Source organism: Paracoccus sphaerophysae, assembly GCF_000763805.1.
Classification (GTDB): Bacteria; Pseudomonadota; Alphaproteobacteria; order Rhodobacterales; family Rhodobacteraceae; genus Paracoccus; species Paracoccus sphaerophysae.
On the sequence record NZ_JRKS01000009.1, the window covers coordinates 1 to 19,210 of the forward strand.

The following is a 19,210-nucleotide window of genomic DNA, read 5'->3' on the forward strand; positions in this document are numbered from 1 at the left end:
CCAGGCGCCGGCCCCTGCGACGCGCCCGGCCGGTGGCCCGCCCGCCCTGCCGCCGAACGCCGCCGCGCTGGCCCCGCCGCGGCCGCCCGCCCCGGCCGCCACGCCGCGGCGCCGGCACTGGATGCTGGTCCTGTCCTTCCTGCTGCTGGTGCTGCTGCCCAGCGCGGTCTGGGGCTGGTATCTGTGGAACCGGGCCGCCGACCAGTACACCTCGACGGTGGGCTTCTCGGTCCGGCGCGAGGAAGGCGCCGCACCCATCGACATGTTCGGCGGCATCTTCGGCGGCACCGCCTCCAGCACCGCGTCGGACACCGATATCCTTTACGAATTCATCCGCTCGCCCGATCTGGTGGCGCGGACCGACAAGGCGCTGGACCTGCGCGGGAAATTCTCGGCCGGCTGGCCGCGCGATTTCGTCTTTGCCTTCGACCCGTCGGGCACGATCGAGGATCTGACCGATTACTGGCACCGGCAGGTCAAGATCTATTACGACGATTCGTCGGGCATCATCACCGTCCGCGTCTCGGCGTTTTCGCCAGCCGACGCCAAGGCCATCGCCGACACGATCTTTGCCGAAAGCGAAAAGGTCGTGAACGGGCTGTCCGAACAGGCCCGCGTCGATGCCACCAAGCAGGCCGCGGCCGAGCTGGAAAAGGCCCGCGGCGTGCTGACCGAGGCGCGCCAGGCGATGACCGCGTTCCGGGTCCGCACCCGCATCGTCGACCCGACCGTCGATCTGGGCGCGCAGATGACGGTGATGACCGCGCTTCAGGGCCAGCTGGCCGAGGCGCAGGTCGCGCTGGACACGCTGCGCCAGAACGCCCGGGCCAAGGACCAGCGGGTGATCCAGGCCGAAAAGCGCGTCGCCGCGCTGGAGGGCCAGATCGAGGCCGAGCGCGACAAGTTCGGCGGCGAGGATTCGCCCGAGGGCGAGAACTACGCCCAGCTGATGGCTGATTACGAGCGGCTCAAGGTCGACCTGGAATTCGCCGAGGGTGCGCACCAGACCGCCCGCGTCGGCTACGAATCGGCGCTGGCGACGGCGCAGCGCCAGACCCGCTATCTGGCCGCCCATATCGCGCCGACCGAGGCTCAGCGGTCGCTGGAACCCGACCGCCCGTGGCTGCTGGCGATGGGCGCGGGGCTCGCCTTCGTGCTGTGGTCGATCATGATCCTGGTCTATTACAGCGTGCGGGACCGGCGCTGAGACGGCGGACAGGGCGATGATCCGGCTCGAAGCTCTCAGCAAGGTCTACTACACCAACGGCCGGCGGAACCTCGTCGCCGACCGGCTGAACGCGGAATTCCCGACCGGCGCCTCGGTCGGGCTGCTGGGGCGCAACGGGGCGGGCAAATCGACGCTGCTGCGGATGATCGCCGGCACCGCGCTGCCGACCTCGGGCCGGGTGGTGTCGGACGGCACGATCTCGTGGCCGGTGGGTTTCGCAGGCAGCTTTCACCCCGACCTGACCGGCGCGCAGAACGTCCGCTTCGTGGCCCGCATCTATGGCGTCGATACCGACGAGCTGGTCGATTACGTGGACGATTTCGCCGCGCTGGGGCAGAAATACCACCTGCCCTTCGGCACCTATTCGTCCGGGATGCGGTCGCGTCTGGCGATGGGATGCAGCATGGGCATCCATTTCGACACCTACCTGGTGGACGAGGTCACCAGCGTCGGCGACGCCGAGTTCCGCGAGAAATCGCAGCGCGTCTTTACCGACCGGCTCAGCAACAGCTCGGCCATCGTCGTCAGCCACGCGATGCCGATGATCCGGCGGCTGTGCAACATGGGCGCGGTGCTGGACCGTGGCGACCTGACCGTCTTCGACGATATCGAGGACGCCATCGCCTATCACGAATACCTCATGGGCGTCCCGGACACGATCGGGGACTAGGCGCCCGCCTCGCCGGTCAGCAGCGCGCTGATCTGCGCCAGCCGGTCCGCGACCAGCCCGGCATCGCCGCGGCTTTCGACGTTCAGACGCACCACGGGTTCGGTGTTCGACCGCCGCAGGTTGAACCGCCAGTCGGGGTATTCCAGGCTGATCCCGTCGGTGTCGTCGCGCGCCACCGCGCCCCCACCTACCGCCACCAGCACCCGCGCGATGGCCGCATCGGGGTCGACCAGGCGGAAATTGACTTCGCCCGAGGACGGGAACGCCGCCATCCGGTCGCCGACCAGCTGCGACAGCGGCCGGCCGCTGCGGGCCATCATCTCGGCCACCAGCAGCCACGGGATCATCCCGCTATCGGCAAAGGCGAAGTCGCGGAAATAGTGATGCGCCGACATCTCGCCGCCATAGATCGCCCCCGACCGCCGCATCTGCTGCTTGACGAAGGCATGGCCGGTTCTGGACTGCACCGCCTCGCCGCCGGCCTTCGCGATCACCTCGCGGGTGTTCAGGACGACCCGCGGGTCGTGGACGATGCGCGCGCCCGGGTCGCGGTCCAGGAAGGCCGCGGCCAGCAGCCCCACGACATATTCGCCGGGAATGAAGCGCCCGGTTTCGTCAAAAAGGAAGCAGCGGTCGAAATCGCCGTCCCAGGCGACGCCCAGATCGGCTTTGTGGGCCATCACCGCCTCGGCCGTCATCGGCTGGTTTTCCGGCAGGAGCGGGTTGGGGATGCCGTTCGGAAAGCCGCTGTCGGCGTCGTGGTTGATCCGGATGACCTCCAGCGACGCGCCGCGCCGCGCGAGTTCCGCAGCGATGGCGTCGAAGGCCGGTCCCGCCACGCCGTTGCCGGCATTGACCAGCACCCGCAGCCCGGCCAGCGCCCCGGCATCGACGAAGTCGCAGACCTTGCGCGCGTAATCCGCCCGCACGGCCGAGGCGTCGGTGATGCGGCCCGGGGCGGCCTTGGGGAAATCGCCCGACTGTGCCAGCGCGGCCAGCTGCGCCAGCTCGGTCGCCGGGTCCAAGGGCGCGGCGCCGGGGCCGACCAGCTTCATGCCGTTATAGTCGATGGGGTTGTGCGAGGCGGTGACCTCGATCCCGCCATCGGCGCCCAGGTGGTCGGTGGCGAAATACATCTCCTCGGTTCCGGCGACGCCCAGGTCCAGCACCTCGACGCCCCCTTCGACCAGCCCGCGCATCAGCGCCGCGGCCAGCGCCGGGCTGCTGTCGCGCCCGTCGCGCCCGACCACCACCCGCCGCGCGCCCGGACGGGCGGCAAAGGCGCGGCCGACGCGCCAGGCGACGTCCTCGTCCAGCTCGGCCCCCAGGCGGCCGCGGAGGTCATAGGCCTTGAAGCAGGTGATCGTCCGCGCGGTCATTGCAGGCTTCTCCCGGTGGTTCCGGTCCCGGATGCCCCGGCGGGGGGCGCTTCGCAAGGCTCATACCTTCGCAGGGGGCTGACCCCGCCTGCGGGCGCCGCTAGCCTGCCCGGCAAACCCGGAAAGGAGCCAGCATGTCGCGCCAAGCCACACTCGACCTGATCGCCGCCTATTACGACGCCTTCAACCGCGGCGACACCGCCGCGATGGAGGCGTTGCTGGCCGACGATTTCGAACACCACGTCAACGAAGGCGACATCCGCCGCGGCAAGGCCGCCTTTGCCGAGTTCAACCGTCACATGACCGACAGCTATGCCGAGCGGCTGACCGACATGGTGGTGATGGCCTCGGAGGACGGCGCCCGCGCCGCCGCCGAATTCGTCGTGAACGGCGAGTATCTGAAGACCGACCCCGGCCTGCCCGAGGCGAACGGCCAGCGCTATGTCCTGCCGGCCGGCGCCTTCTTCGCCGTCCGCGACGGGCGGATCGCGCGGGTGACCACCTATTACAACCTGTCCGACTGGACCCGGCAGGTGTCGCAGGGGTGATCCGGACCGAGACCCTGACCGGAGACGCGGTGGCCGCCGCGCTGGACGACCTCGCGCGCCTGCGCATCGCGGTGTTTCGCGACTGGCCCTATCTGTATGACGGCGATCCGGCCTATGAGCGCGACTATCTGCGCGCCTATACCCGCCCCGGCGCCGTCGTGGTTGCGGCCTGGCACGGCCCGCGCATGATCGGCGCCGCCACCGGCGCGCCGATGGAGCACCACGCCGAGGATTTTGCCGCCGCCTTCGCCGACCGGCCCGAGCCGCTGAGCGACATCTTCTATTGCGCCGAGTCGGTTCTGCTGCCCGCCTATCGCGGCCACGGCCTGGGCCACGCCTTCTTCGACGGGCGCGAGGCCCACGCCCGCGCCATCGGCCGCCGCTGGTCGGCCTTCTGTTCGGTCATCCGCCCCGCTGACCACCCCGCCCGGCCCGCGGATTATCGCCCGCTGGACGGGTTCTGGCGCAAGCGCGGCTATCAGCCGCTGCCCGGCGTCGTGTCGCGGTTCGCGTGGAAGGACGTGGGCGAGACGACCGAGACCGACAAGCCGCTGCAATTCTGGATAAAGCCGCTGTGACGGCCTCTGCGGGCCGTCCCAATGGCACCGGGTGGAGACTTTCCCTGCCCTCCGCATCCCCAGCTTGACCCTCCTTTACGGAGTTTCCCATGCGCCCCGTCCGTATCGCCGCCGCCGCCTATCCCTTCGACTGGCTCGATGACTTCGCCGCCTACGAGGCCAAGCTGTCCGCCTGGGTGGCCGATGCCGCCGATTGCGACTTGCTGGTGTTCCCCGAATACGGCGCCATGGAGCTGGCGAGCCTCGGCGGGCGCGAGATCGCCGGCGATCTCGAGCGCAGCCTGCACGAGGTCGCCCGCCACGAGGATGCCCGCGACGCGCTGCATGTGCGGCTCGCGGCGCAGCACGGGGTGCATATCCTCGCCGCCTCGGGACCGGCGTTCGCGGGCGCGCGGCCGTTCAACCGCGCTGTGCTGTTCGGCCCGGACGGCCGCATCGGCCACCAGGACAAGCAGATCATGACCCGGTTCGAACGCGACGAATGGGACGTCGCCCCGGCCCCCGGCCTGCGGCTGTTCGACACGGCGGCCGGACGCGTGGGGATAACGATCTGTTATGACAGCGAATTTCCGCTTCTCGCGCGGGCCTTGGCCGAGTCGGGGGCCGAGATCCTGCTGACCCCCAGCTGCACCGACAGCGTGGCGGGCTTCAACCGGGTGCGGATCGGCAGCATGGCGCGGGCGTTGGAAAACCAGTGCGTCGTCGTCCACGCCCCGACCGTGGGCAGCTGCGACTGGAACCCCGCGATCGACGAGAACCGCGGCCGGGCGGCGATCTATGCGCCCCCCGACGGGCTATGGCCTGAAACCGGCATCGTGGCCGAGGGCGAGATGGACGCGCCCGGCTGGGTCAGGGCGACCGTCGATCTGGACCTGGTCGCCGAAAGCCGGCGCGACGGGCGCGTGCTGCCCTTTGCACACTGGCCGGAAAGCGCCGGACCGCGGGTGGGGTGAACGCCGCCGGGGCGCGTTAAGAGAACGAAAAGAGAATCCTGCTAGACCCGACTCGGGAACGAATCGGGACGGAACGATGCGCAGGGTAATCTCGGCTTTCAGGCGGTCGCAGCGGGTCGCGGTGGTCGTTCAGGTGGACAACCTCGCGCTGCTGACCCGGTGCATCGGCCTGTCGCAAACCGCGGCGCTGCTGTCGGCGCTCTGCGCCCGCATCGGGGTTGTGCTGGACGTCCCGACGCCGGCGGCCCTCGGTCCACGGGGCCAGATCGCCGTCCTGTTGGACGTCTCGGGCCAGACTGCGGCCTTGCGCAAGGCGCTGCAGGTGCAGTCGGTCGCGCAGGCGGGCTTTGATCTGCCCCACCACGCACCGGGGCCGGGGATCAGCGCGGTGCTGGTCCGGGGCGAAGGGGCCGTCAGCGACGACCGGCTGGTAGAGCAGGGCCGGCTGCATCTCGCGCGCCTCGGGCCGGGGTTTGGCGCGGTGTCGATGATCTCGGTGTCGGGGCAGCCTGCCGATGGCGCGGCCGTGGCGCCGGAACCGGCGCTGATCGAGCCCGACCTGTTCGAGCCGTTTTTCCAGCCGCAGCTCTGCTGTCACAGCGGCACCGTTACCGGGTTCGAGATCCTCGCCCGCGCCCGCCACCCGCTGCGCGGCCTGCTGGGGCCGGCCGCATTCCTGCCGCTGCTGCCAGTCCACCGCCAGCGCACGCTGACCCGCGCGATGCTGTCGCAGGGGATCGCGGCGCTGATCCGCTGGCGGGCCGAGGGGTTCGATGTCGCCACCGTCTCGCTGAACGTGGCGGCGGCCGACCTGGTAGAGCCGGACTTCGCCGATTTCGTGCTGTGGGAACTTGACCGGCAGGACGTGCCTCCCACCCGACTGGTAATCGAGGTGATGGAGGATGTCTCGCCGCTGGACATGCCCGACACGGTCCGCGCCAATCTGGTCCGGCTTTCCGGTCTGGGCTGCCGCATCGACCTGGACGATTTCGGGACCGGCTATGCCAGCTTCGAGGCGCTGCGCCGCCTGCCCGCCCATCGGGTCAAGATCGACCGCAGCTTCGTGACCGGTTGCGACCGGGACGAAAACCAGCAGCGGCTGATCCTCGCCATCCTGGCGCTCGCCGACCGGATGGGACTCGAGACGGTGGCCGAGGGGGTCGAAACCGCCGCCGAACACGCCTTCGTCGCGCAGATAGGCTGCAGCCACGCGCAGGGCTACGCGATCGCGCGGCCGATGCCCCTGGCGGAGACGTTCGGGTTTCTGGCCGGCCGGGCAGCCACAGCGCGGGAACTGCCGGTCCTCAGCCGTCGTGCCGGCTAAGCGGTTTTCAGTCGCCGTACGGTGGACGCAGGACGGGGACGGCCGGATCCGCTGTGGCCGCTTCGCCCCCAGGCGCGCCTTCGGTCGCGGCCAGCGGCTGCAGCGCCGAGAAATCGAACAGCGCCGGGTCGGGCAGATGCGAGGGGCGGACGTTGGTCAGGGCCCGGAACATCACCTGGCGGCGGCCGGGGCTGCGCGCCTCCCACTCGTCCAGCAGCTTCTTGACCTGCATCCGCTGCAGGCCCTCCTGGCTGCCGCACAGATCGCAGGGGATCACCGGATAGTTCATCGCGCGCGCAAAGCGGTCGCAATCCGCCTCGGCCACGAAGGCCAGCGGGCGCAGGACGTTCAGGTCGCCCTCCTCGTTCAGCAGCTTCGGCGGCATCGAGGCCAGCCGGCCGCCGTGGAACAGGTTCATGAAGAAGGTTTCCAGGATGTCGTCGCGGTGGTGCCCCAGCACCACGGCGCTGCAGCCTTCCTCGCGCGCGATCCGGTACAGGTTGCCGCGCCGCAGCCGCGAACACAGGCTGCAATAGGTGCGCCCCTCGGGGACCTTGGCCTTCACCACCGAATAGGTGTCCTGATACTCGATCCGGTGCGGCACCGCGCGGTCGGTCAGGAACGCGGGCAGCACCGTCTCCGGAAAGCCGGGCTGGCCCTGGTCGAGATTGCAGGCCAGCAGGTCGACCGGCAGCAGGCCGCGCCATTTCAGTTCGTGCAGGACGGCGAGCAGCGTATAGCTGTCCTTGCCGCCCGACAGGCAGACCAGCCAGCGGTCGCCGGGGGTGACCATGTGATAGGTCTCGATCGCCGCCCGCACCTCGCGCACCAGCCGCTTGCGCAGCTTGCGGAACTCGGTCGACGACGGCGCGCCGCGGAACAGCGGGTGGATCTCGGCGCCGTCGGGGCCAGTCTCGGGGCCAGCGTCGGCGTCGTCGGGGGTCAGGTCGTCCAGCATCATTCGAACTCGGGATAGGGAAGCCTGCGGGGGGCACCGCCAAGGGTGCCGGTGGCGGGGTCGATCTCGGCCAGATGCGCGGTGCCGTCAGCGATCCAGCTGACCAGCCAGCGTCCGGCGCCGGGAGAGACGGTGGCGGGCGCTGCCAGCCCCTCGGCCACCAGCCGGGGCGCGGTGCCGTCCGCCGCGGTCAGCAACTACCGCAGCCCGTCGCCGGCGGAGAGGGTGCCGTTGCCGTCCCGATCGCTGTCGGCCAGCTGGATCAGCGTCCCGGTCACCGGCCCATCGGGCGGGCCGATGTCGTCGACGGCGACCAGCACCTGCCCGTTGGTCGGATAAAGCCAGCGGTCGCCCTGCGGCCCGCTGTAGAGCAGGTTCACCGTGGCGCCCGAAACCTCCTTGTAGCGATAGCTATCCGCGCCCTGCCAATCGACCAGCAGCGGCGCCCGCGCCAACCCGCCGCCCAGATCGGAAAACAAGCCCAACCGCATCTCGCGCCGCGCCGCGGCCTGGCCGGACTCGATCGGCATGGCGCTGTCGGTGACGCGGTGGAACGGGTTGCCGAAGGCCATCAGCAGGACCGCCGCGCCGACCGCCAGCACCATCAGCGCCGCCAGCGCGACGAGGGTATGGGTCAGCCGGTTCATCCTCTGACGCCCCAGTTGCCCAACACCCAGGCCAGCAGCGCGGCCAGCGCCAGAGCGGCCACGACCACCAGCAGCAGGCCGGGCAGGATGCGGCGCGGGCGGCGCGGAGGCTGCGGAGGGGTCATCGGTGATCCTCATGACAAGGGCGCGGAACCGGCGGCACCGGGTCATACCCCGACCCGCCCCACGGGTGGCAGCGCCCGATCCGGCGCAGCATCAGCGCAGTCCCGCGGATCGCGCCATGCCGCTCCAGTGCCTCGAGCGCGTAGACCGAACAGGTCGGCTGAAAGCGGCAGCCATGCCCGATCCACGGGCTCAACAACAGGCGATAGGCCCGGACCGGCACCGCCACGAGACGCGCGGCCGGCGTCATCGCCCGCCCCTGCGCCGGGGCGCGCGGCCCGGATCGGCGGGATCGCGGGGGTCGGGGGCCGCGTGGACGCGGGCCAGCGCATGGGCCAGGTCGCCCAGCATCGCGACATAATCTCGGGTCACGGTCGCCTCGGGGCGGCCCACCAGCACATAGTCCCAGCCGGGCTGGGCCGCGGTCGGCAGCACCGCGCGCGCGAGGGCGCGCAGCCGGCGCTTGGCGCGGTTGCGTACCACCGCATTCCCGACCTTGCGCGAACAGGTGAAGCCGACGCGAATCGCCTGAGCCGGCACAGCTTCATCCGCGCGTCGGGGGCGGGCTTGTAGCAGAAAACCCGCCGTCCCCTGGCGGCGGGCCGAAGCCGCACGCAGGAAATCGGCGCGGCGTTGCAGGGTGGTCAGCCGAGAGGCGGCGCTGTCCGGCGCATGGCCGAACCCGCCCCCGTCCCGGTCAGCGGGACGCGGCGGGGCGGCTGTGGTCAGCGCCTCGGCCACATCCGCGGCCGGATCAGGCCGACAGGACCTTGCGGCCCTTGGCGCGGCGGGCTGCCAGAACCTTGCGGCCGCCCTTGGTGGCCATGCGGGCGCGGAACCCGTGCCGGCGCGCGCGAACCAGGTTCGACGGCTGGAAGGTGCGTTTCATCGACTTGCTCCAACGGATAAGGCGCGGACGCACGGGGAAACCCCCGCGCGGAACGCGCCGGTCATGCGAAGCCCGCCTGATACGGGCCGCGTGCGGGCGAGTCAACCGTTTCGGCGCACAGCCGCCATTCCTGCGCTGCAAGGCGCGCGACAGGGAACCGGGGCAATTTCACGTTTGTTTGAACAGCGACGCCACGAAACCGGGCCGCATTGCCTGTCCTGCCGGCGCGACGATACGGGACGACATGACCTTCAACAGTATTTCCGGCCGTTTTGCCCTGCTGACGATCGTCTTCGTCGTGCTGGCCGAGCTGTTGATCCTGGTGCCCAGCGTCACCAATTTCCGCCGCGCCTACCTGGAGACGCGGCTCGAGCGGGCCCAGATCGCCAGCCTCGCGTTGCTCGCGACGGACGAATCCATCGCCGCTGACCTGGAAAGCGAGCTGCTGGAGAACGCCGGCGTCTTCAACGTGGTGCTGCGGCGCGACGACGTGCGCCAGCTGGTCCTGTCCTCGCCGCTGCCGCGGCCGATCTCGGCCACCTTCGACCTGCGTGACCGCAGCTATTGGCGCAGCGTCCGCGACACCGTCCACCGGATGCTCAGCACGAAACCCGAGATCATCCGCGTCATCGGCCAGCCGGTTCGGGAGGCGGGGCAGCTGATCGAGATCACCATGGACACCGCGCCGATGCGCACCGCGATGATTGACTTCGCGGTGCGGCTGCTGGCGGTCTCGGCGGCGTTTTCGGTCCTGACCGCGCTCTTGCTGAACCTTGCGGCGCAGCGGCTGATCGTGGGACCGATCCGCCGCGTGATCGGCCACATGACCGCCTATTCGGCCTCGCCCGAGGACAGCCGCACCATCATCACCCCCTCGGCCCGGATGGCCGAGGTCCGGGCCGCCGAAACCGCGCTGGCCACGATGCAGCGCGCCGTCACCGCCTCGCTGAAGCAGCGCGAGCGGCTGGCGCAGCTGGGCCAGGCCGTCGCCAAGATCAGCCACGACCTGCGCAACGTGCTGTCCACAAGCCAGATCCTCGCCGACCGGATGGAGGACAGCGACGATCCCGCCGTCCGCCGCGCCGCGCCCAAGCTGGTCAATTCGATCAGCCGCGCGGTGAACCTGTGCGAGACGACGCTGGCCTTCGGCAAGGCCGAAGAGCCGCAGCCGACGATGTCGATCTTCAACCTCGCGCCGCTGGTGGCCGACGTGGTCGAGGCCGAGACGCTGGCCGCCGAGGCCGACAGCGGCACCGTGGATTTCGTGACCGACGTGCCGGCCGGACTGCGCATCCGCGCCGACCGCGAGCAGCTGCATCGTGTGCTGTCGAACCTCGCCCGCAACGCCCGGCAGGCGATCGAGGCGACGCGCCGCCCGGGCACCATCGAGATCTCCGGCGCCGAGGACGAGACCCACTGGTGCATCCGCGTCGGCGACACTGGCCCCGGCCTGCCCCAGAAGGCGCGCGACAACCTGTTCCAGGCCTTCACCGGCGGCATCCGCAAGGGCGGCACCGGCCTCGGCCTCGCCATCGCGGCCGACCTGGTCCGCGGCCACGGCGGCACGCTGGAACTGGTCCGCAGCGACGCGGACGGGTCCGAGTTCCTGCTGCGCCTGCCCCGCGAAATCTGAGCGGCGGGGATGGCCGGCGCTTTTTCAAAGCCGTGCGACGTTTTTCCCTTGCATCGCCCCGCCCGCCAGCCTAGGTAGCCGCCCTACGACGGACCCGTAGCTCAGCTGGATAGAGCACCAGACTACGAATCTGGGGGTCGGGCGTTCGAATCGCTCCGGGTCCGCCATTTCCTATCCCCTTCCGTGTCTGTTGGTTGCCGTCCGCGCAGCGATCTTGTCCCGCCGCGCGCACATGCCCCCGCTTGACAACCGCCGGCCGCCGCGCGACATAGCGCGCCTGTGGGGCCGTAGCTCAGTTGGTAGAGCGCATCGTTCGCAATGATGAGGCCAGGGGTTCGATTCCCCTCGGCTCCACCAATCCTCATCGTCACGCTGACACAGACCACACGGTTACCGCAGCGCCGTCAGCCAGCCCAGCGTCTCGTCGGTCGGCCTCGCGTCGCGGTATTCCGCGCCGATGGGGCGGTCCCAGCCCATGCTGTCAAGAACTGTCAGGATGTGGCGGTAGTCGAGCTCTCCGTGGTCGGGGGTTCCGCGATCCGGAACGGCGGCGATCTGGACGTGGCCGGTGATCGGCAGGAACCGCTCCAGCCGCCGGGTGACGTCGCCGCCCATGACCTGCTGGTGATAGCAGTCGAACATCAGCCGCAGGTTGGGGCGGGCCAGACGCTCGATGATCGCGGCGGCCTCCTCGGCGCGGGACATGAAGTAGCCCGGCGCATCGTGGTGGTTCAGGGGCTCGATCAGGATCGTCACATCGCCGGCCCGGTCGCAGGCATAGTCGAGATTGGCGCGGAACGCCGCGGCGGCGGCGTCGCCCTGCGCGGCGCCGGCCATGACGTGCACGGCGCCGCAGTCGATCGCGGCAGCGTAATCGAGCGCACGGTCGATCTCGTCCCGCGCCTCGGCCTCGCGGCCGGGCAGCGCCGACAGGCCGTTTTCGCCGGGGCGGCCGCGCAGGGTGTTCAGGCCCAGCGCGGGCAGCCCGGTTTCGTCCAGCGCGTCACGGACGGCGGCCGGGTCGTGGTCATAAGGCCAGTGGCACTCCACCGCGTCGAAGCCGGCGGCATGGGCGGCGCGGATGGCGTCGGGCAGCGGGCGGTCGGCCCACAGGAAACCCAGATTGGCGGAAAACCGTCTCATGTCTCCCACGCGATGCGGTGGACGCGGGTCAGGGCGGGGATCTCGGTTTCCGGGATCATCCGCGCCGGCAGGCCGCGCAGCATGAGGGCGAGCCTCGCCGTCGCCTCGAGTTCCTCGACGGCGTTGCAGGCGGCATCGGGCGTGCGGCCGGCGACGACGGGGCCGTGATTGGCCAGCATCACCGCCGCGCGGGTGCCGTTCAGGCCGCGCACGGCATCGCCCATCGCCTCGTCGCCGGGGCGGAAATAGGGCAGCAGCGTCACCTGTCCCAGCTGCATCAGCGCATAGGGGGTGACGGGGGGCAGCCAGTCCTGAGGCGTGTCCGTGGGCAGCGTGGACAGCGCGACAGAGTGGCAGGAATGCAGATGCACCACCGCGCCGGTCCCGTCGCGGGTGTCGTAGAAGGCGCGGTGCAAGGGCATCTCCTTGGTCGGCCGATCGCCCTCCACCTGCCGCCCCGTGGCGTCGAAGCGCGCCAGCCGGGCCGGGTCCAGCCGGCCGAAGCTTGACCCCGTGGGCGACACGAGCAGGCCGCCATCCGCGGTCCGGGCCGAGATGTTGCCGGTCGAGCCATGCGTCAGCCCGCGCGCATACAGCGACGCGGCCAGATCGCAGAGCTGCTCGCGCAGGCGGGCTTCGACCGGCAGGGCGGGCATGGTCAGGCGACGACCTTCTGGGTCTGTTCGCCAAGCCCCTCGATCCCCAGCCGCATGACCTCGCCGCCCTTCAGGAACACCTTGGGGTTCTGGCCCATGCCGACGCCGGGGGGCGTGCCGGTGGTGATGACGTCGCCGGGCATCAGGGTCATGAAGGTCGAGCAATAGGCGACCAGTTCGGCCACGCCGAAGACCATCGTCTTGGTCGAGCCGTCCTGATAGCGCTTGCCGTCCACCTCGAGCCACATCGACAGGTTCTGCGGGTCCGCGATCTCGTCGGCGGTGACCAGCCACGGGCCGATCGGGCCGAAGGTGTCAAAGCCCTTGCCCTTGTCCCAGGTCGCAGTGCGTTCCAGCTGCCATTCGCGTTCGCTGACGTCGTTGACGACGCAATAGCCGGCGACGTGGTCCATCGCGGCGGCCTTGTCCACGCCGGCGGCGGGCTTGCCGATGACGACGCCCAGTTCGACCTCCCAGTCGGTCTTGGTCGAGCCTCTGGGGATGCGGATGTCATCGTCGGGGCCCACGATGCAGCTGGTCCACTTGTTGAAGACCACCGGTTCCGAGGGCACCGCCATGCCCGATTCGGCGGCGTGGTCGGCGTAGTTCAGGCCGATGGCGATGAACTTGCGGACATGGCCGACGCAGGCACCCAGCCGCAGCCCGTCCTGCGGCGTGCCCTCGACCAGCGGCAGGGACGCAGGGTCCAGCGCGGCGAGCATGGCCAGCCCCTCGGGCAGCAGCACGTCGTCGGCGATGTCGGCGACGTGGCCCGACAGGTCGCGCACGCGGCCCTGATCGTCCAGCATCCCCGGCTTTTCCTGCCCCGCAGGGCCATAGCGCAACAGCTTCATCGTCGGTCCTTGTCGGTTCGGGTGGGTCGCCCGCGAGGTTAGGCCAGCGCCGCGCCGCGCGCAATCTGGCATACCAGATTCAGCTGCTCAGAGTCAGGTCCGCCGGCACCGAGTCGCTCAGCACCAGGTCCAGATTGGCCAGGTCGTTGTCCAGGTGTCGGGCGATGGCGGCCTCGTCCCGGCCCAGCACCTGCCAACGGTCGCGCAGCCGGTCAGCCAGTACATCGCGCGGGGCGCTGACCATGACGGTCAGGCTGAACAGCGGGCGCAGGTCGCGCCAGACCGGCTGGTCGAGCAGCAGATAGTTGCCCTCGACCAGCACCAGCCGGTGCTCGGGTCCGACCCGGCCGGCCCCGGCAATCGACAGGTCGCGGTCACGGTCGAACAGCGGGTGAATCACCTCGGGCTCGGTGCTCAGCCGGCGCAGCAGCGACAGGAAGCCGGCCGCGTCAAAGCTGGGCGGGCTGCCCTTGCGGTCCAGCAGCCCGCGTTCGGCCAGCAGGCGGTTGTCGAGGTGATAGCCGTCCATCGGCAGCACCGTGGCGCCGGGGAAATGCCCCGCGGCCTGTTCGGCCAGCGTCGACTTGCCTGCGCCCGGCGGCCCGGCGAGCGCGACCAGATGCCGCCGCCCGGCGGGCAGCGCGGCGATGGCTGCGCCCAAGGGGCCGGCGATCGCCGCGGCCCAGGGGCCGGGGGTCACGCGGCGATGCCTTCAGGCAGCTTGGCGCCGGTCATGTAGGCCACTGCGTCCGACATCGAATGCGCCTTGGGATCGATCACCGCCAGCCGGCGGCCCAGCCGGTGGATGTGGATGCGGTCGGCGATCTCGAACACATGCGGCATGTTGTGGGAAATCAGCACGATGGGCAGCCCGCGCGAACGCACGTCCAGGACCAGGTCCAGCACCCGGCCGCTTTCCTTGACCCCCAGCGCGGCGGTCGGTTCGTCCAGAATCACCACCTTGGACCCGAAGGCCGCGGCGCGCGCGACCGCGATCCCCTGCCGCTGGCCGCCGGAGAGGGTCTCGACCTGCTGGCCGATGTTCTGGATCGTCATCAGCCCCAGCTCGGTCAGCTTTTCGCGGGCGATCCGGTCCATCCTGGCGCGGTCGAGGATCCCGAACCAGCGCCCCAGCAGGTCATCGCGGCGGATCTCGCGCCCCATGAACATGTTGTCGGAAATCGACAGCGCCGGCGACAGGGCGAGCGTCTGATAGACCGTCTCGATCCCCGCCTGCCGCGCCTCGAGCGGGTTGGCGAAGCGCACCGGCTTGCCGTCCAGCAGCATCTCGCCCTCGTCGGGCTGGATGGCGCCGGACAGCGCCTTGATGAGCGTCGACTTGCCGGCGCCGTTGTCGCCGATCACCGCCAAGATTTCGCCCGCGCGCAGGTCGAAATCTGCGCCGTTCAGCGCGGTCACGCGGCCATAGCGTTTGGTCAGGCCGCGGCCTTCCAGCACAATCTGGGTCATGAGGAGATCTTCCTGATCCACTGGTCCACGGCGACGGCCAGGATGATGAGCCAGCCGGTCGCGAACAGCTGCCACAGCACATCCACGCCCATCAGCCGCAGGCCCGAATTGAACACGCCGACGATGATCGCCCCGATCAGCGGCCCCATGATCGAGCCGCGCCCGCCGAACAGCGAGATGCCGCCGATCACCACCGCGGTGATCGATTCGAGGTTCGATTCCGCGAACGAGGTCGGGCTGACCGAGCCGACCCGGCCGATCGCCGACCAGGCCGCCAGCCCGCAGATCAGCCCCGCCACCATGTAGACCGACAGCAGGATGCGGTTGACCCGGATGCCGGCCAGCGCTGCGGCCTCGGCGTCGTCGCCCACCGCGTAGACGCGCTTGCCCCAGGCGGTCATGTTCAGCGCCACGTACAGGACGGCGAACACCGCCAACATCAGCAGCACGCCCCAGGTGATGACGAAGCCGCCAAGCTGGAAGTTGTTGCCGAACAGCTTGAGCAGCGGCGCGTTGGCGTCGATGTCCTGGCTGCGGATCGTGTTGCGCCCGGACAGGTTATAGACCAGCGCGATGAAGATGTTCCACGTCCCCAGCGTGGTGATGAAGGGCGGCAGCCGCAGCCGGGTGACCAGCGTGCCGTTGACCCAGCCGGTCGCTACCCCGCACAGGAAGCCGGCGATGATGGCCAGCGGTGCGGGCACCCCCATGTCCACGGCCAGCTTGCCCATGACCACGGTGGACAGCACCATCACAGCGCCCACCGACAGGTCGATGCCGGCGGTCAGGATGACCAGGCTTTGCGCGGCGGCAAGCGTGCCCACGACCGCGACCTGCTGCAGGATCAGCGACAGGTTGAAGGGCGACAGGAAGTTGTTCGCGATCAGGCCAAAGCCGATCACCGACACGATCAGCACCAGGATCGGGACCATCGTCGGAAAGCGGTGCAGGAAATGCTGCAGCGATTCCAGCGCCGTCCGGCGATGTTCGAACTGCGCGACCGCGTCGGGCGTGGTCTGGGTCATGGGGGCCCCCCGGGGGTTGGGGGGCGGACCCCGCGGGGTCCGCCCGGCGTCGTCAGGGGATCAGCCCCAGCAGAGCTTCAGCCCTTCGTCCGAGGTGATCGACGGCACGCCCTCGACCGGCTTGTCGGTGACCAGCTGAACGCCGGTATCGACGAAGTCCTTGCCCTCGGTGGCGGCGGGCTTGGTGCCGTCCTTGGCGAAGGCGGCGATCGCCTCGATGCCCATCTCGGCCATCTTCTTGGGGTATTGCTGGGCGGTGGCGCCGATCACGCCCTCCTTGACATTCTGGACGCCCGGGCAGCCGCCATCGACGGACACGATGGTCACGCCGTCCTGCTTGCCGAACGACTTGAGCGCCTCGTAGGCGCCTGCGGCGGCGGGTTCGTTGATCGTGTGGACGACGTTGATCGCCGGGTCGCGCTGGAAGATCGCCTCCATCGCGCGGCGGCCGCCTTCCTCGTTGCCGTCTGTGTATTCCTGCCCGACGATGCGGGGATCATCCTCGTCGCCGTATTTGGACTTGTCCTTGGGGTCCATGCCGAAGCCCTCGACGAAGCCCTGGTTGCGCAGCACGTCGACCGAGGGCTGGGTCGCGTTGATGTTCAGCATGGCGATGTGGGCGTCCTTGGCCGCGTCGCCCAGCGTGCCCTTGGCCCAGGCGCCGATCAGGCGGCCGGCCTCGTAGTTGTCGGTGGCAAAGGTCGCGTCGGCGGCGTTCGCCGGTTCCAGCGGCGTGTCCAGCGCAATCACCAGGATGCCCTGCGCCTTGGCCTGTTCGACCGACGACACGATCGCCTTGGGGTCCGAGGCGATCAGCAGGATGCCCTTGACCCCCGCCGCGATGCAGCTTTCCATCGCCTGCTGCTGGGTTTCGTGGTCGCCGTCGATCTTGCCGGCATAGGCCATGATCTCGACGCCAAGCTCCTTGCCCTTGGCCTCGGCCCCTTCCTTCACCTTGACGAAGAACGGGTTGATGTCGGTCTTGGTGATGACGCAGGCCTTTACCGGGTCCTGCGCCGCCGCCGCCAGCGTCGAGGCGGTCAGCGCCATCGCCGCCAGCCCGCCGAGCCTTGCACGTTTCATGTGTCTCATTCCCCCTGTTCGCGCGTCATGTGGCGCGCCTTGACTGCGGCAAAGAAATGCCAGGCGCCGGGGCTTGTCAACGATGTCGCGGGCGCCCCCCCGGGGGCGTCCCGCGTGCGCGAGCGCACTTGCAGCAGCACCCGCCACCAGCGAACATGCAATGCAAGACGCAAGCGAAAGGGAACAGACCGTGCTTCTTGGCCAGATGATGCATCAGCCGCTGTCGATCGGGGCGCTGATCGACCATGCCGCGCGCTATCATGCCGATACCGAGATCGTGTCGGCGCTGACCGAGGGCGGGTTCGAACGCACCAGCTGGGGCCAGGTCGGCGCCAACGCTCACCGCGTCGGATCGGCCCTGCGCGCGCGCGGGATGGAGCCGGGCGACCGCATCGGGACGCTTGCCTGGAACAACCGCCGGCATCTGGAACTGTATTTCGGCGTCCCCGGTATGGGCATGGTATGCCACACGCTGAACCCCCGGCTCGCCCCGGACCAGCTGGTCTATATCGTGAACCACGCCTCGGACCGGATGCTGTTCATCGAAAAGACCTTCGTGCCGGTCATCGCCGGGCTGCGCGACCAGATGCCCAGTATCCGCGGCATCGTCATGCTGGGCGCCCGGGACGACGAGGCCGCCGCGGCGATCCCGGGCCTGCTGTTCCACGACGAGCTGCTGGCCGAGGGCGACCCGGCCGCGCCGTGGGAGGCGCTGGACGAGAACGCGCCCTCGTCGCTGTGCTATACCTCGGGGACGACCGGGGACCCCAAGGGGGTGCTGTATTCCCACCGCTCGACGATCTTTCACGCGGTGTTCGCCAACAACCCGGACGGGCTGGCGATCAGCGGGGCGGATTCGGTGATGCCGGTGGTGCCGATGTTCCACGTCAACGCTTGGGGCATCCCCTATGCCGCCGCCGCCGTGGGGTCGCGGCTGATCCTGCCGGGCCCGCGGCTGGACGGCGAAAGCCTCGCGCATCTGATCGTGGACGAAAAGGTCACCGTGGCGGCCGGGGTGCCGACGATCTGGCTGGGGCTGCTGAACGCGCTGGAAACCACCGGGCTGAAACCCGAAAGCCTGCGCCGCACCATCGTCGGCGGGTCGGCGATGCCGCCCTCGATGCGGGCGGCGTTCCGCGACCGGCACGGGGTGGAACTGGTGCAGGCGTGGGGGATGACCGAGACCAGCCCGCTGGCGACGATGAACGCGCCGCTGGCCAAGCACCGCGCACTGCCCTTCGAGGAGCAGGACCGGATCGCCAACGGCCAGGGCCGGCCCGTCTTCGGCGTGGAACTGCGCATCGTCGATTCGGAAGGCCGCGTCCTGCCCGAAGACGGCGTGACCGAGGGCGAATTGCAGGTCCGCGGCCACTGGATCGTCCACACCTATTTCGGCCAGGAAAAGCCCGCGCTGACCTATGACGGATGGTTCGACACCGGCGACATCTCAACCATCGACCCGGACGGCTACATGGTGATCCGCGACCGCTCCAAGGACATCATCAAGTCGGGCGGCGAGTGGATCTCGACCGTCGATCTGGAAAACATCGCAGTGTCGCATCCCAAGGTCGCCAATGCCGCCGCCATCGCCGCGCGGCACCCGAAATGGGACGAACGCCCGGTGATCTGCTGCCAGAAACGCCCGCAATCCGACCTGACCGAGGAGGAGCTGCTGGCCTTCTATGACGGCAAGGTGCCGCGCTGGCAAAAGCCCGACCGGGTGGTCTTTGTCGACACGCTGCCGCTGGGCGCCACCGGCAAGGTCGTCAAGGCGACGTTGCGCGCGGCGCACGGCAACGTGCTGTGGGACGACGCCATGGCCGAGATCGAGGCCGAAAAGGCCGCCGCCGGGACCTCCGAGGCGTGACCGAGGCCGGGCTGGTCAAGGCGGCGGCGCTGCTGATCGCCACCGTGGCGGCCTTGTGGAACCTGCGCCGGGCCGAGGTGACGGCGAACCCGACCGTGTTCCGGCTGCTGACGGTGGGGATGCTGTCGGTGGCGGTGCTGGCGATCCTGATGATCTGACGAAAAAGGGGGCGGCCGCGCTGG

At 69.8% G+C, this 19,210-nt stretch carries 24 protein-coding genes and 2 tRNA genes; 11 read left to right on the forward strand and 15 right to left on the reverse strand.

All coding sequences use genetic code 11. From position 1 onward, the window contains the following. Positions 1–1,207 (forward strand): capsule biosynthesis protein (locus tag IC63_RS18435; RefSeq protein ID WP_052041880.1); only part of this gene is annotated, 1,207 nt, incomplete at its 5' end. A 16-nt stretch (positions 1,208–1,223) separates the two neighbouring features. Next, positions 1,224–1,898 carry an ABC transporter ATP-binding protein gene (locus tag IC63_RS04475; RefSeq protein WP_036717291.1) on the forward strand — a complete coding sequence of 225 codons (675 nt, stop codon included), beginning with the start codon at positions 1,224–1,226 and terminating at the stop codon, positions 1,896–1,898. Here the strand turns inward: IC63_RS04475 and IC63_RS04480 are convergent. Next, the gene (locus tag IC63_RS04480; RefSeq protein ID WP_036717293.1) at positions 1,895–3,277 is read right to left on the reverse strand and encodes a phosphohexomutase domain-containing protein; all 1,383 of its coding nucleotides are present in this window, start codon (positions 3,275–3,277) and stop codon (positions 1,895–1,897) included. The two genes, IC63_RS04475 and IC63_RS04480, sit on opposite strands and share 4 nt — an antisense overlap. 134 nt (positions 3,278–3,411) lie before the next feature. Between IC63_RS04480 and IC63_RS04485 the strand changes: the two genes are divergently transcribed. From IC63_RS04485 to IC63_RS04500, 4 genes are all read left to right on the forward strand, one after another. After that, positions 3,412–3,825 (forward strand): ketosteroid isomerase-related protein, encoded by a 414-nt coding sequence (locus tag IC63_RS04485; RefSeq protein WP_036717295.1) that lies wholly within the window; start codon positions 3,412–3,414, stop codon positions 3,823–3,825. Beyond that, positions 3,822–4,403, forward strand: coding sequence for a GNAT family N-acetyltransferase (locus tag IC63_RS04490; RefSeq protein ID WP_036717296.1), 582 nt, complete (start codon positions 3,822–3,824; stop codon positions 4,401–4,403). The genes IC63_RS04485 and IC63_RS04490 overlap by 4 nt, the downstream gene beginning before the upstream one ends. A gap of 89 nt (positions 4,404–4,492) precedes the next feature. Beyond that, positions 4,493–5,356: a carbon-nitrogen hydrolase family protein gene (locus tag IC63_RS04495; RefSeq protein ID WP_036717298.1), complete on the forward strand. Its 864-nt coding sequence runs from the start codon at positions 4,493–4,495 to the stop codon at positions 5,354–5,356. 76 nt (positions 5,357–5,432) lie between these two features. After that, entirely contained in the window at positions 5,433–6,680 is a 1,248-nt protein-coding gene (locus IC63_RS04500) for an EAL domain-containing protein (RefSeq protein ID WP_156965353.1), read from the forward strand. A 7-nt stretch (positions 6,681–6,687) separates the two neighbouring features. Here the strand turns inward: IC63_RS04500 and ttcA are convergent, their stop codons facing one another. From ttcA to rpmH, 7 genes are read right to left on the reverse strand one after another with little or no spacing between them, the layout of a single operon-like run. After that, on the reverse strand, positions 6,688–7,638 hold the full coding sequence (gene ttcA, locus IC63_RS04505; RefSeq protein WP_232222513.1) for a tRNA 2-thiocytidine(32) synthetase TtcA: 951 nt from the start codon (positions 7,636–7,638) through the stop codon (positions 6,688–6,690). Continuing rightward, positions 7,638–7,835, reverse strand: a complete 198-nt coding sequence (locus IC63_RS04510; RefSeq protein ID WP_036717300.1) for a hypothetical protein — start codon at positions 7,833–7,835, stop codon at positions 7,638–7,640. The genes ttcA and IC63_RS04510 overlap by 1 nt, the downstream gene beginning before the upstream one ends. Beyond that, positions 7,836–8,285, reverse strand: a complete 450-nt coding sequence (locus IC63_RS04515; RefSeq protein WP_036717302.1) for a hypothetical protein — start codon at positions 8,283–8,285, stop codon at positions 7,836–7,838. Next, positions 8,282–8,410, reverse strand: a complete 129-nt coding sequence (locus IC63_RS19050) for a hypothetical protein (protein WP_269634676.1) — start codon at positions 8,408–8,410, stop codon at positions 8,282–8,284. The genes IC63_RS04515 and IC63_RS19050 overlap by 4 nt, the downstream gene beginning before the upstream one ends. Next, positions 8,407–8,658: a membrane protein insertion efficiency factor YidD gene (gene yidD, locus IC63_RS17320; protein ID WP_084115487.1), complete on the reverse strand. Its 252-nt coding sequence runs from the start codon at positions 8,656–8,658 to the stop codon at positions 8,407–8,409. The genes IC63_RS19050 and yidD overlap by 4 nt, the downstream gene beginning before the upstream one ends. After that, positions 8,655–9,137 (reverse strand): ribonuclease P protein component, encoded by a 483-nt coding sequence (gene rnpA, locus IC63_RS04520; RefSeq protein ID WP_156965355.1) that lies wholly within the window; start codon positions 9,135–9,137, stop codon positions 8,655–8,657. The genes yidD and rnpA overlap by 4 nt, the downstream gene beginning before the upstream one ends. Positions 9,138–9,162: 25 nt before the next feature. Then, positions 9,163–9,297: a 50S ribosomal protein L34 gene (gene rpmH / locus IC63_RS04525; RefSeq protein WP_036703770.1), complete on the reverse strand. Its 135-nt coding sequence runs from the start codon at positions 9,295–9,297 to the stop codon at positions 9,163–9,165. A 244-nt stretch (positions 9,298–9,541) separates the two neighbouring features. Here rpmH and IC63_RS04530 point away from each other — a divergent pair, with 244 nt between their 5' ends. From IC63_RS04530 to IC63_RS04540, 3 genes are all read left to right on the forward strand, one after another. Further along, a complete protein-coding gene (locus IC63_RS04530) occupies positions 9,542–10,930 on the forward strand; it encodes a sensor histidine kinase (RefSeq protein WP_036717305.1) in 1,389 nt (462 codons plus the stop codon). Positions 10,931–11,020: 90 nt separating this feature from the next. Beyond that, positions 11,021–11,097, forward strand: a tRNA-Arg gene (locus IC63_RS04535). Positions 11,098–11,211: 114 nt separating this feature from the next. Beyond that, positions 11,212–11,287, forward strand: a tRNA-Ala gene (locus IC63_RS04540). A 33-nt stretch (positions 11,288–11,320) separates the two neighbouring features. Here IC63_RS04540 and IC63_RS04545 read toward each other — a convergent pair. The 7 genes from IC63_RS04545 to IC63_RS04575 all read right to left on the reverse strand — a co-directional run bounded on the left by IC63_RS04545 (position 11,321) and on the right by IC63_RS04575 (position 17,170). Beyond that, the gene (locus IC63_RS04545; RefSeq protein ID WP_036717307.1) at positions 11,321–12,073 is read right to left on the reverse strand and encodes a hydroxypyruvate isomerase family protein; all 753 of its coding nucleotides are present in this window, start codon (positions 12,071–12,073) and stop codon (positions 11,321–11,323) included. Further along, the gene (gene otnC / locus IC63_RS04550) at positions 12,070–12,720 is read right to left on the reverse strand and encodes a 3-oxo-tetronate 4-phosphate decarboxylase (RefSeq protein WP_156965356.1); all 651 of its coding nucleotides are present in this window, start codon (positions 12,718–12,720) and stop codon (positions 12,070–12,072) included. Before otnC ends, IC63_RS04545 begins: the two co-directional genes overlap by 4 nt. Before the next feature lie 11 nt (positions 12,721–12,731). Next, a complete protein-coding gene (locus tag IC63_RS04555) occupies positions 12,732–13,583 on the reverse strand; it encodes an ureidoglycolate lyase (protein WP_036717310.1) in 852 nt (283 codons plus the stop codon). Positions 13,584–13,662: 79 nt separating this feature from the next. Then, the gene (locus IC63_RS04560) at positions 13,663–14,283 is read right to left on the reverse strand and encodes a nucleoside/nucleotide kinase family protein (protein ID WP_232222509.1); all 621 of its coding nucleotides are present in this window, start codon (positions 14,281–14,283) and stop codon (positions 13,663–13,665) included. Next, positions 14,280–15,053, reverse strand: coding sequence for an ATP-binding cassette domain-containing protein (locus IC63_RS04565; RefSeq protein WP_036717312.1), 774 nt, complete (start codon positions 15,051–15,053; stop codon positions 14,280–14,282). The genes IC63_RS04560 and IC63_RS04565 overlap by 4 nt, the downstream gene beginning before the upstream one ends. Then, positions 15,050–16,078: an ABC transporter permease gene (locus IC63_RS04570; RefSeq protein WP_036717314.1), complete on the reverse strand. Its 1,029-nt coding sequence runs from the start codon at positions 16,076–16,078 to the stop codon at positions 15,050–15,052. The genes IC63_RS04565 and IC63_RS04570 overlap by 4 nt, the downstream gene beginning before the upstream one ends. 60 nt (positions 16,079–16,138) lie before the next feature. Next, on the reverse strand, positions 16,139–17,170 hold the full coding sequence (locus IC63_RS04575; protein ID WP_198026251.1) for a substrate-binding domain-containing protein: 1,032 nt from the start codon (positions 17,168–17,170) through the stop codon (positions 16,139–16,141). A 196-nt stretch (positions 17,171–17,366) separates the two neighbouring features. Between IC63_RS04575 and IC63_RS04580 the strand changes: the two genes are divergently transcribed. Both IC63_RS04580 and IC63_RS17900 read left to right on the forward strand, forming a co-directional pair. Next, entirely contained in the window at positions 17,367–19,028 is a 1,662-nt protein-coding gene (locus tag IC63_RS04580) for a long-chain fatty acid--CoA ligase (protein ID WP_232222514.1), read from the forward strand. Next, on the forward strand, positions 19,025–19,186 hold the full coding sequence (locus tag IC63_RS17900; protein ID WP_156965354.1) for a hypothetical protein: 162 nt from the start codon (positions 19,025–19,027) through the stop codon (positions 19,184–19,186). The genes IC63_RS04580 and IC63_RS17900 overlap by 4 nt, the downstream gene beginning before the upstream one ends. The last annotated feature ends 24 nt before the right edge of the window (positions 19,187–19,210 follow it).

What these genes read in the sequence shown, in the direction of transcription:
- IC63_RS04475 (WP_036717291.1), top strand. Translation starts at nt 1,224, where the DNA reads ATGATCCGGCTCGAAGCTCTCAGCAAGGTCTACTACACCAACGGCCGG.
- IC63_RS04480 (WP_036717293.1), bottom strand. Translation starts at nt 3,277, where the DNA reads ATGACCGCGCGGACGATCACCTGCTTCAAGGCCTATGACCTCCGCGGC.
- IC63_RS04485 (WP_036717295.1), top strand. Translation starts at nt 3,412, where the DNA reads ATGTCGCGCCAAGCCACACTCGACCTGATCGCCGCCTATTACGACGCC.
- IC63_RS04495 (WP_036717298.1), top strand. Translation starts at nt 4,493, where the DNA reads ATGCGCCCCGTCCGTATCGCCGCCGCCGCCTATCCCTTCGACTGGCTC.
- IC63_RS04500 (WP_156965353.1), top strand. Translation starts at nt 5,433, where the DNA reads ATGCGCAGGGTAATCTCGGCTTTCAGGCGGTCGCAGCGGGTCGCGGTG.
- ttcA (WP_232222513.1), bottom strand. Translation starts at nt 7,638, where the DNA reads ATGCTGGACGACCTGACCCCCGACGACGCCGACGCTGGCCCCGAGACT.
- IC63_RS04515 (WP_036717302.1), bottom strand. Translation starts at nt 8,285, where the DNA reads ATGAACCGGCTGACCCATACCCTCGTCGCGCTGGCGGCGCTGATGGTG.
- IC63_RS19050 (WP_269634676.1), bottom strand. Translation starts at nt 8,410, where the DNA reads ATGACCCCTCCGCAGCCTCCGCGCCGCCCGCGCCGCATCCTGCCCGGC.
- yidD (WP_084115487.1), bottom strand. Translation starts at nt 8,658, where the DNA reads ATGACGCCGGCCGCGCGTCTCGTGGCGGTGCCGGTCCGGGCCTATCGC.
- rpmH (WP_036703770.1), bottom strand. Translation starts at nt 9,297, where the DNA reads ATGAAACGCACCTTCCAGCCGTCGAACCTGGTTCGCGCGCGCCGGCAC.
- IC63_RS04530 (WP_036717305.1), top strand. Translation starts at nt 9,542, where the DNA reads ATGACCTTCAACAGTATTTCCGGCCGTTTTGCCCTGCTGACGATCGTC.
- IC63_RS04545 (WP_036717307.1), bottom strand. Translation starts at nt 12,073, where the DNA reads ATGAGACGGTTTTCCGCCAATCTGGGTTTCCTGTGGGCCGACCGCCCG.
- IC63_RS04555 (WP_036717310.1), bottom strand. Translation starts at nt 13,583, where the DNA reads ATGAAGCTGTTGCGCTATGGCCCTGCGGGGCAGGAAAAGCCGGGGATG.
- IC63_RS04565 (WP_036717312.1), bottom strand. Translation starts at nt 15,053, where the DNA reads ATGACCCAGATTGTGCTGGAAGGCCGCGGCCTGACCAAACGCTATGGC.
- IC63_RS04570 (WP_036717314.1), bottom strand. Translation starts at nt 16,078, where the DNA reads ATGACCCAGACCACGCCCGACGCGGTCGCGCAGTTCGAACATCGCCGG.
- IC63_RS04575 (WP_198026251.1), bottom strand. Translation starts at nt 17,170, where the DNA reads ATGAGACACATGAAACGTGCAAGGCTCGGCGGGCTGGCGGCGATGGCG.
- IC63_RS04580 (WP_232222514.1), top strand. Translation starts at nt 17,367, where the DNA reads ATGATGCATCAGCCGCTGTCGATCGGGGCGCTGATCGACCATGCCGCG.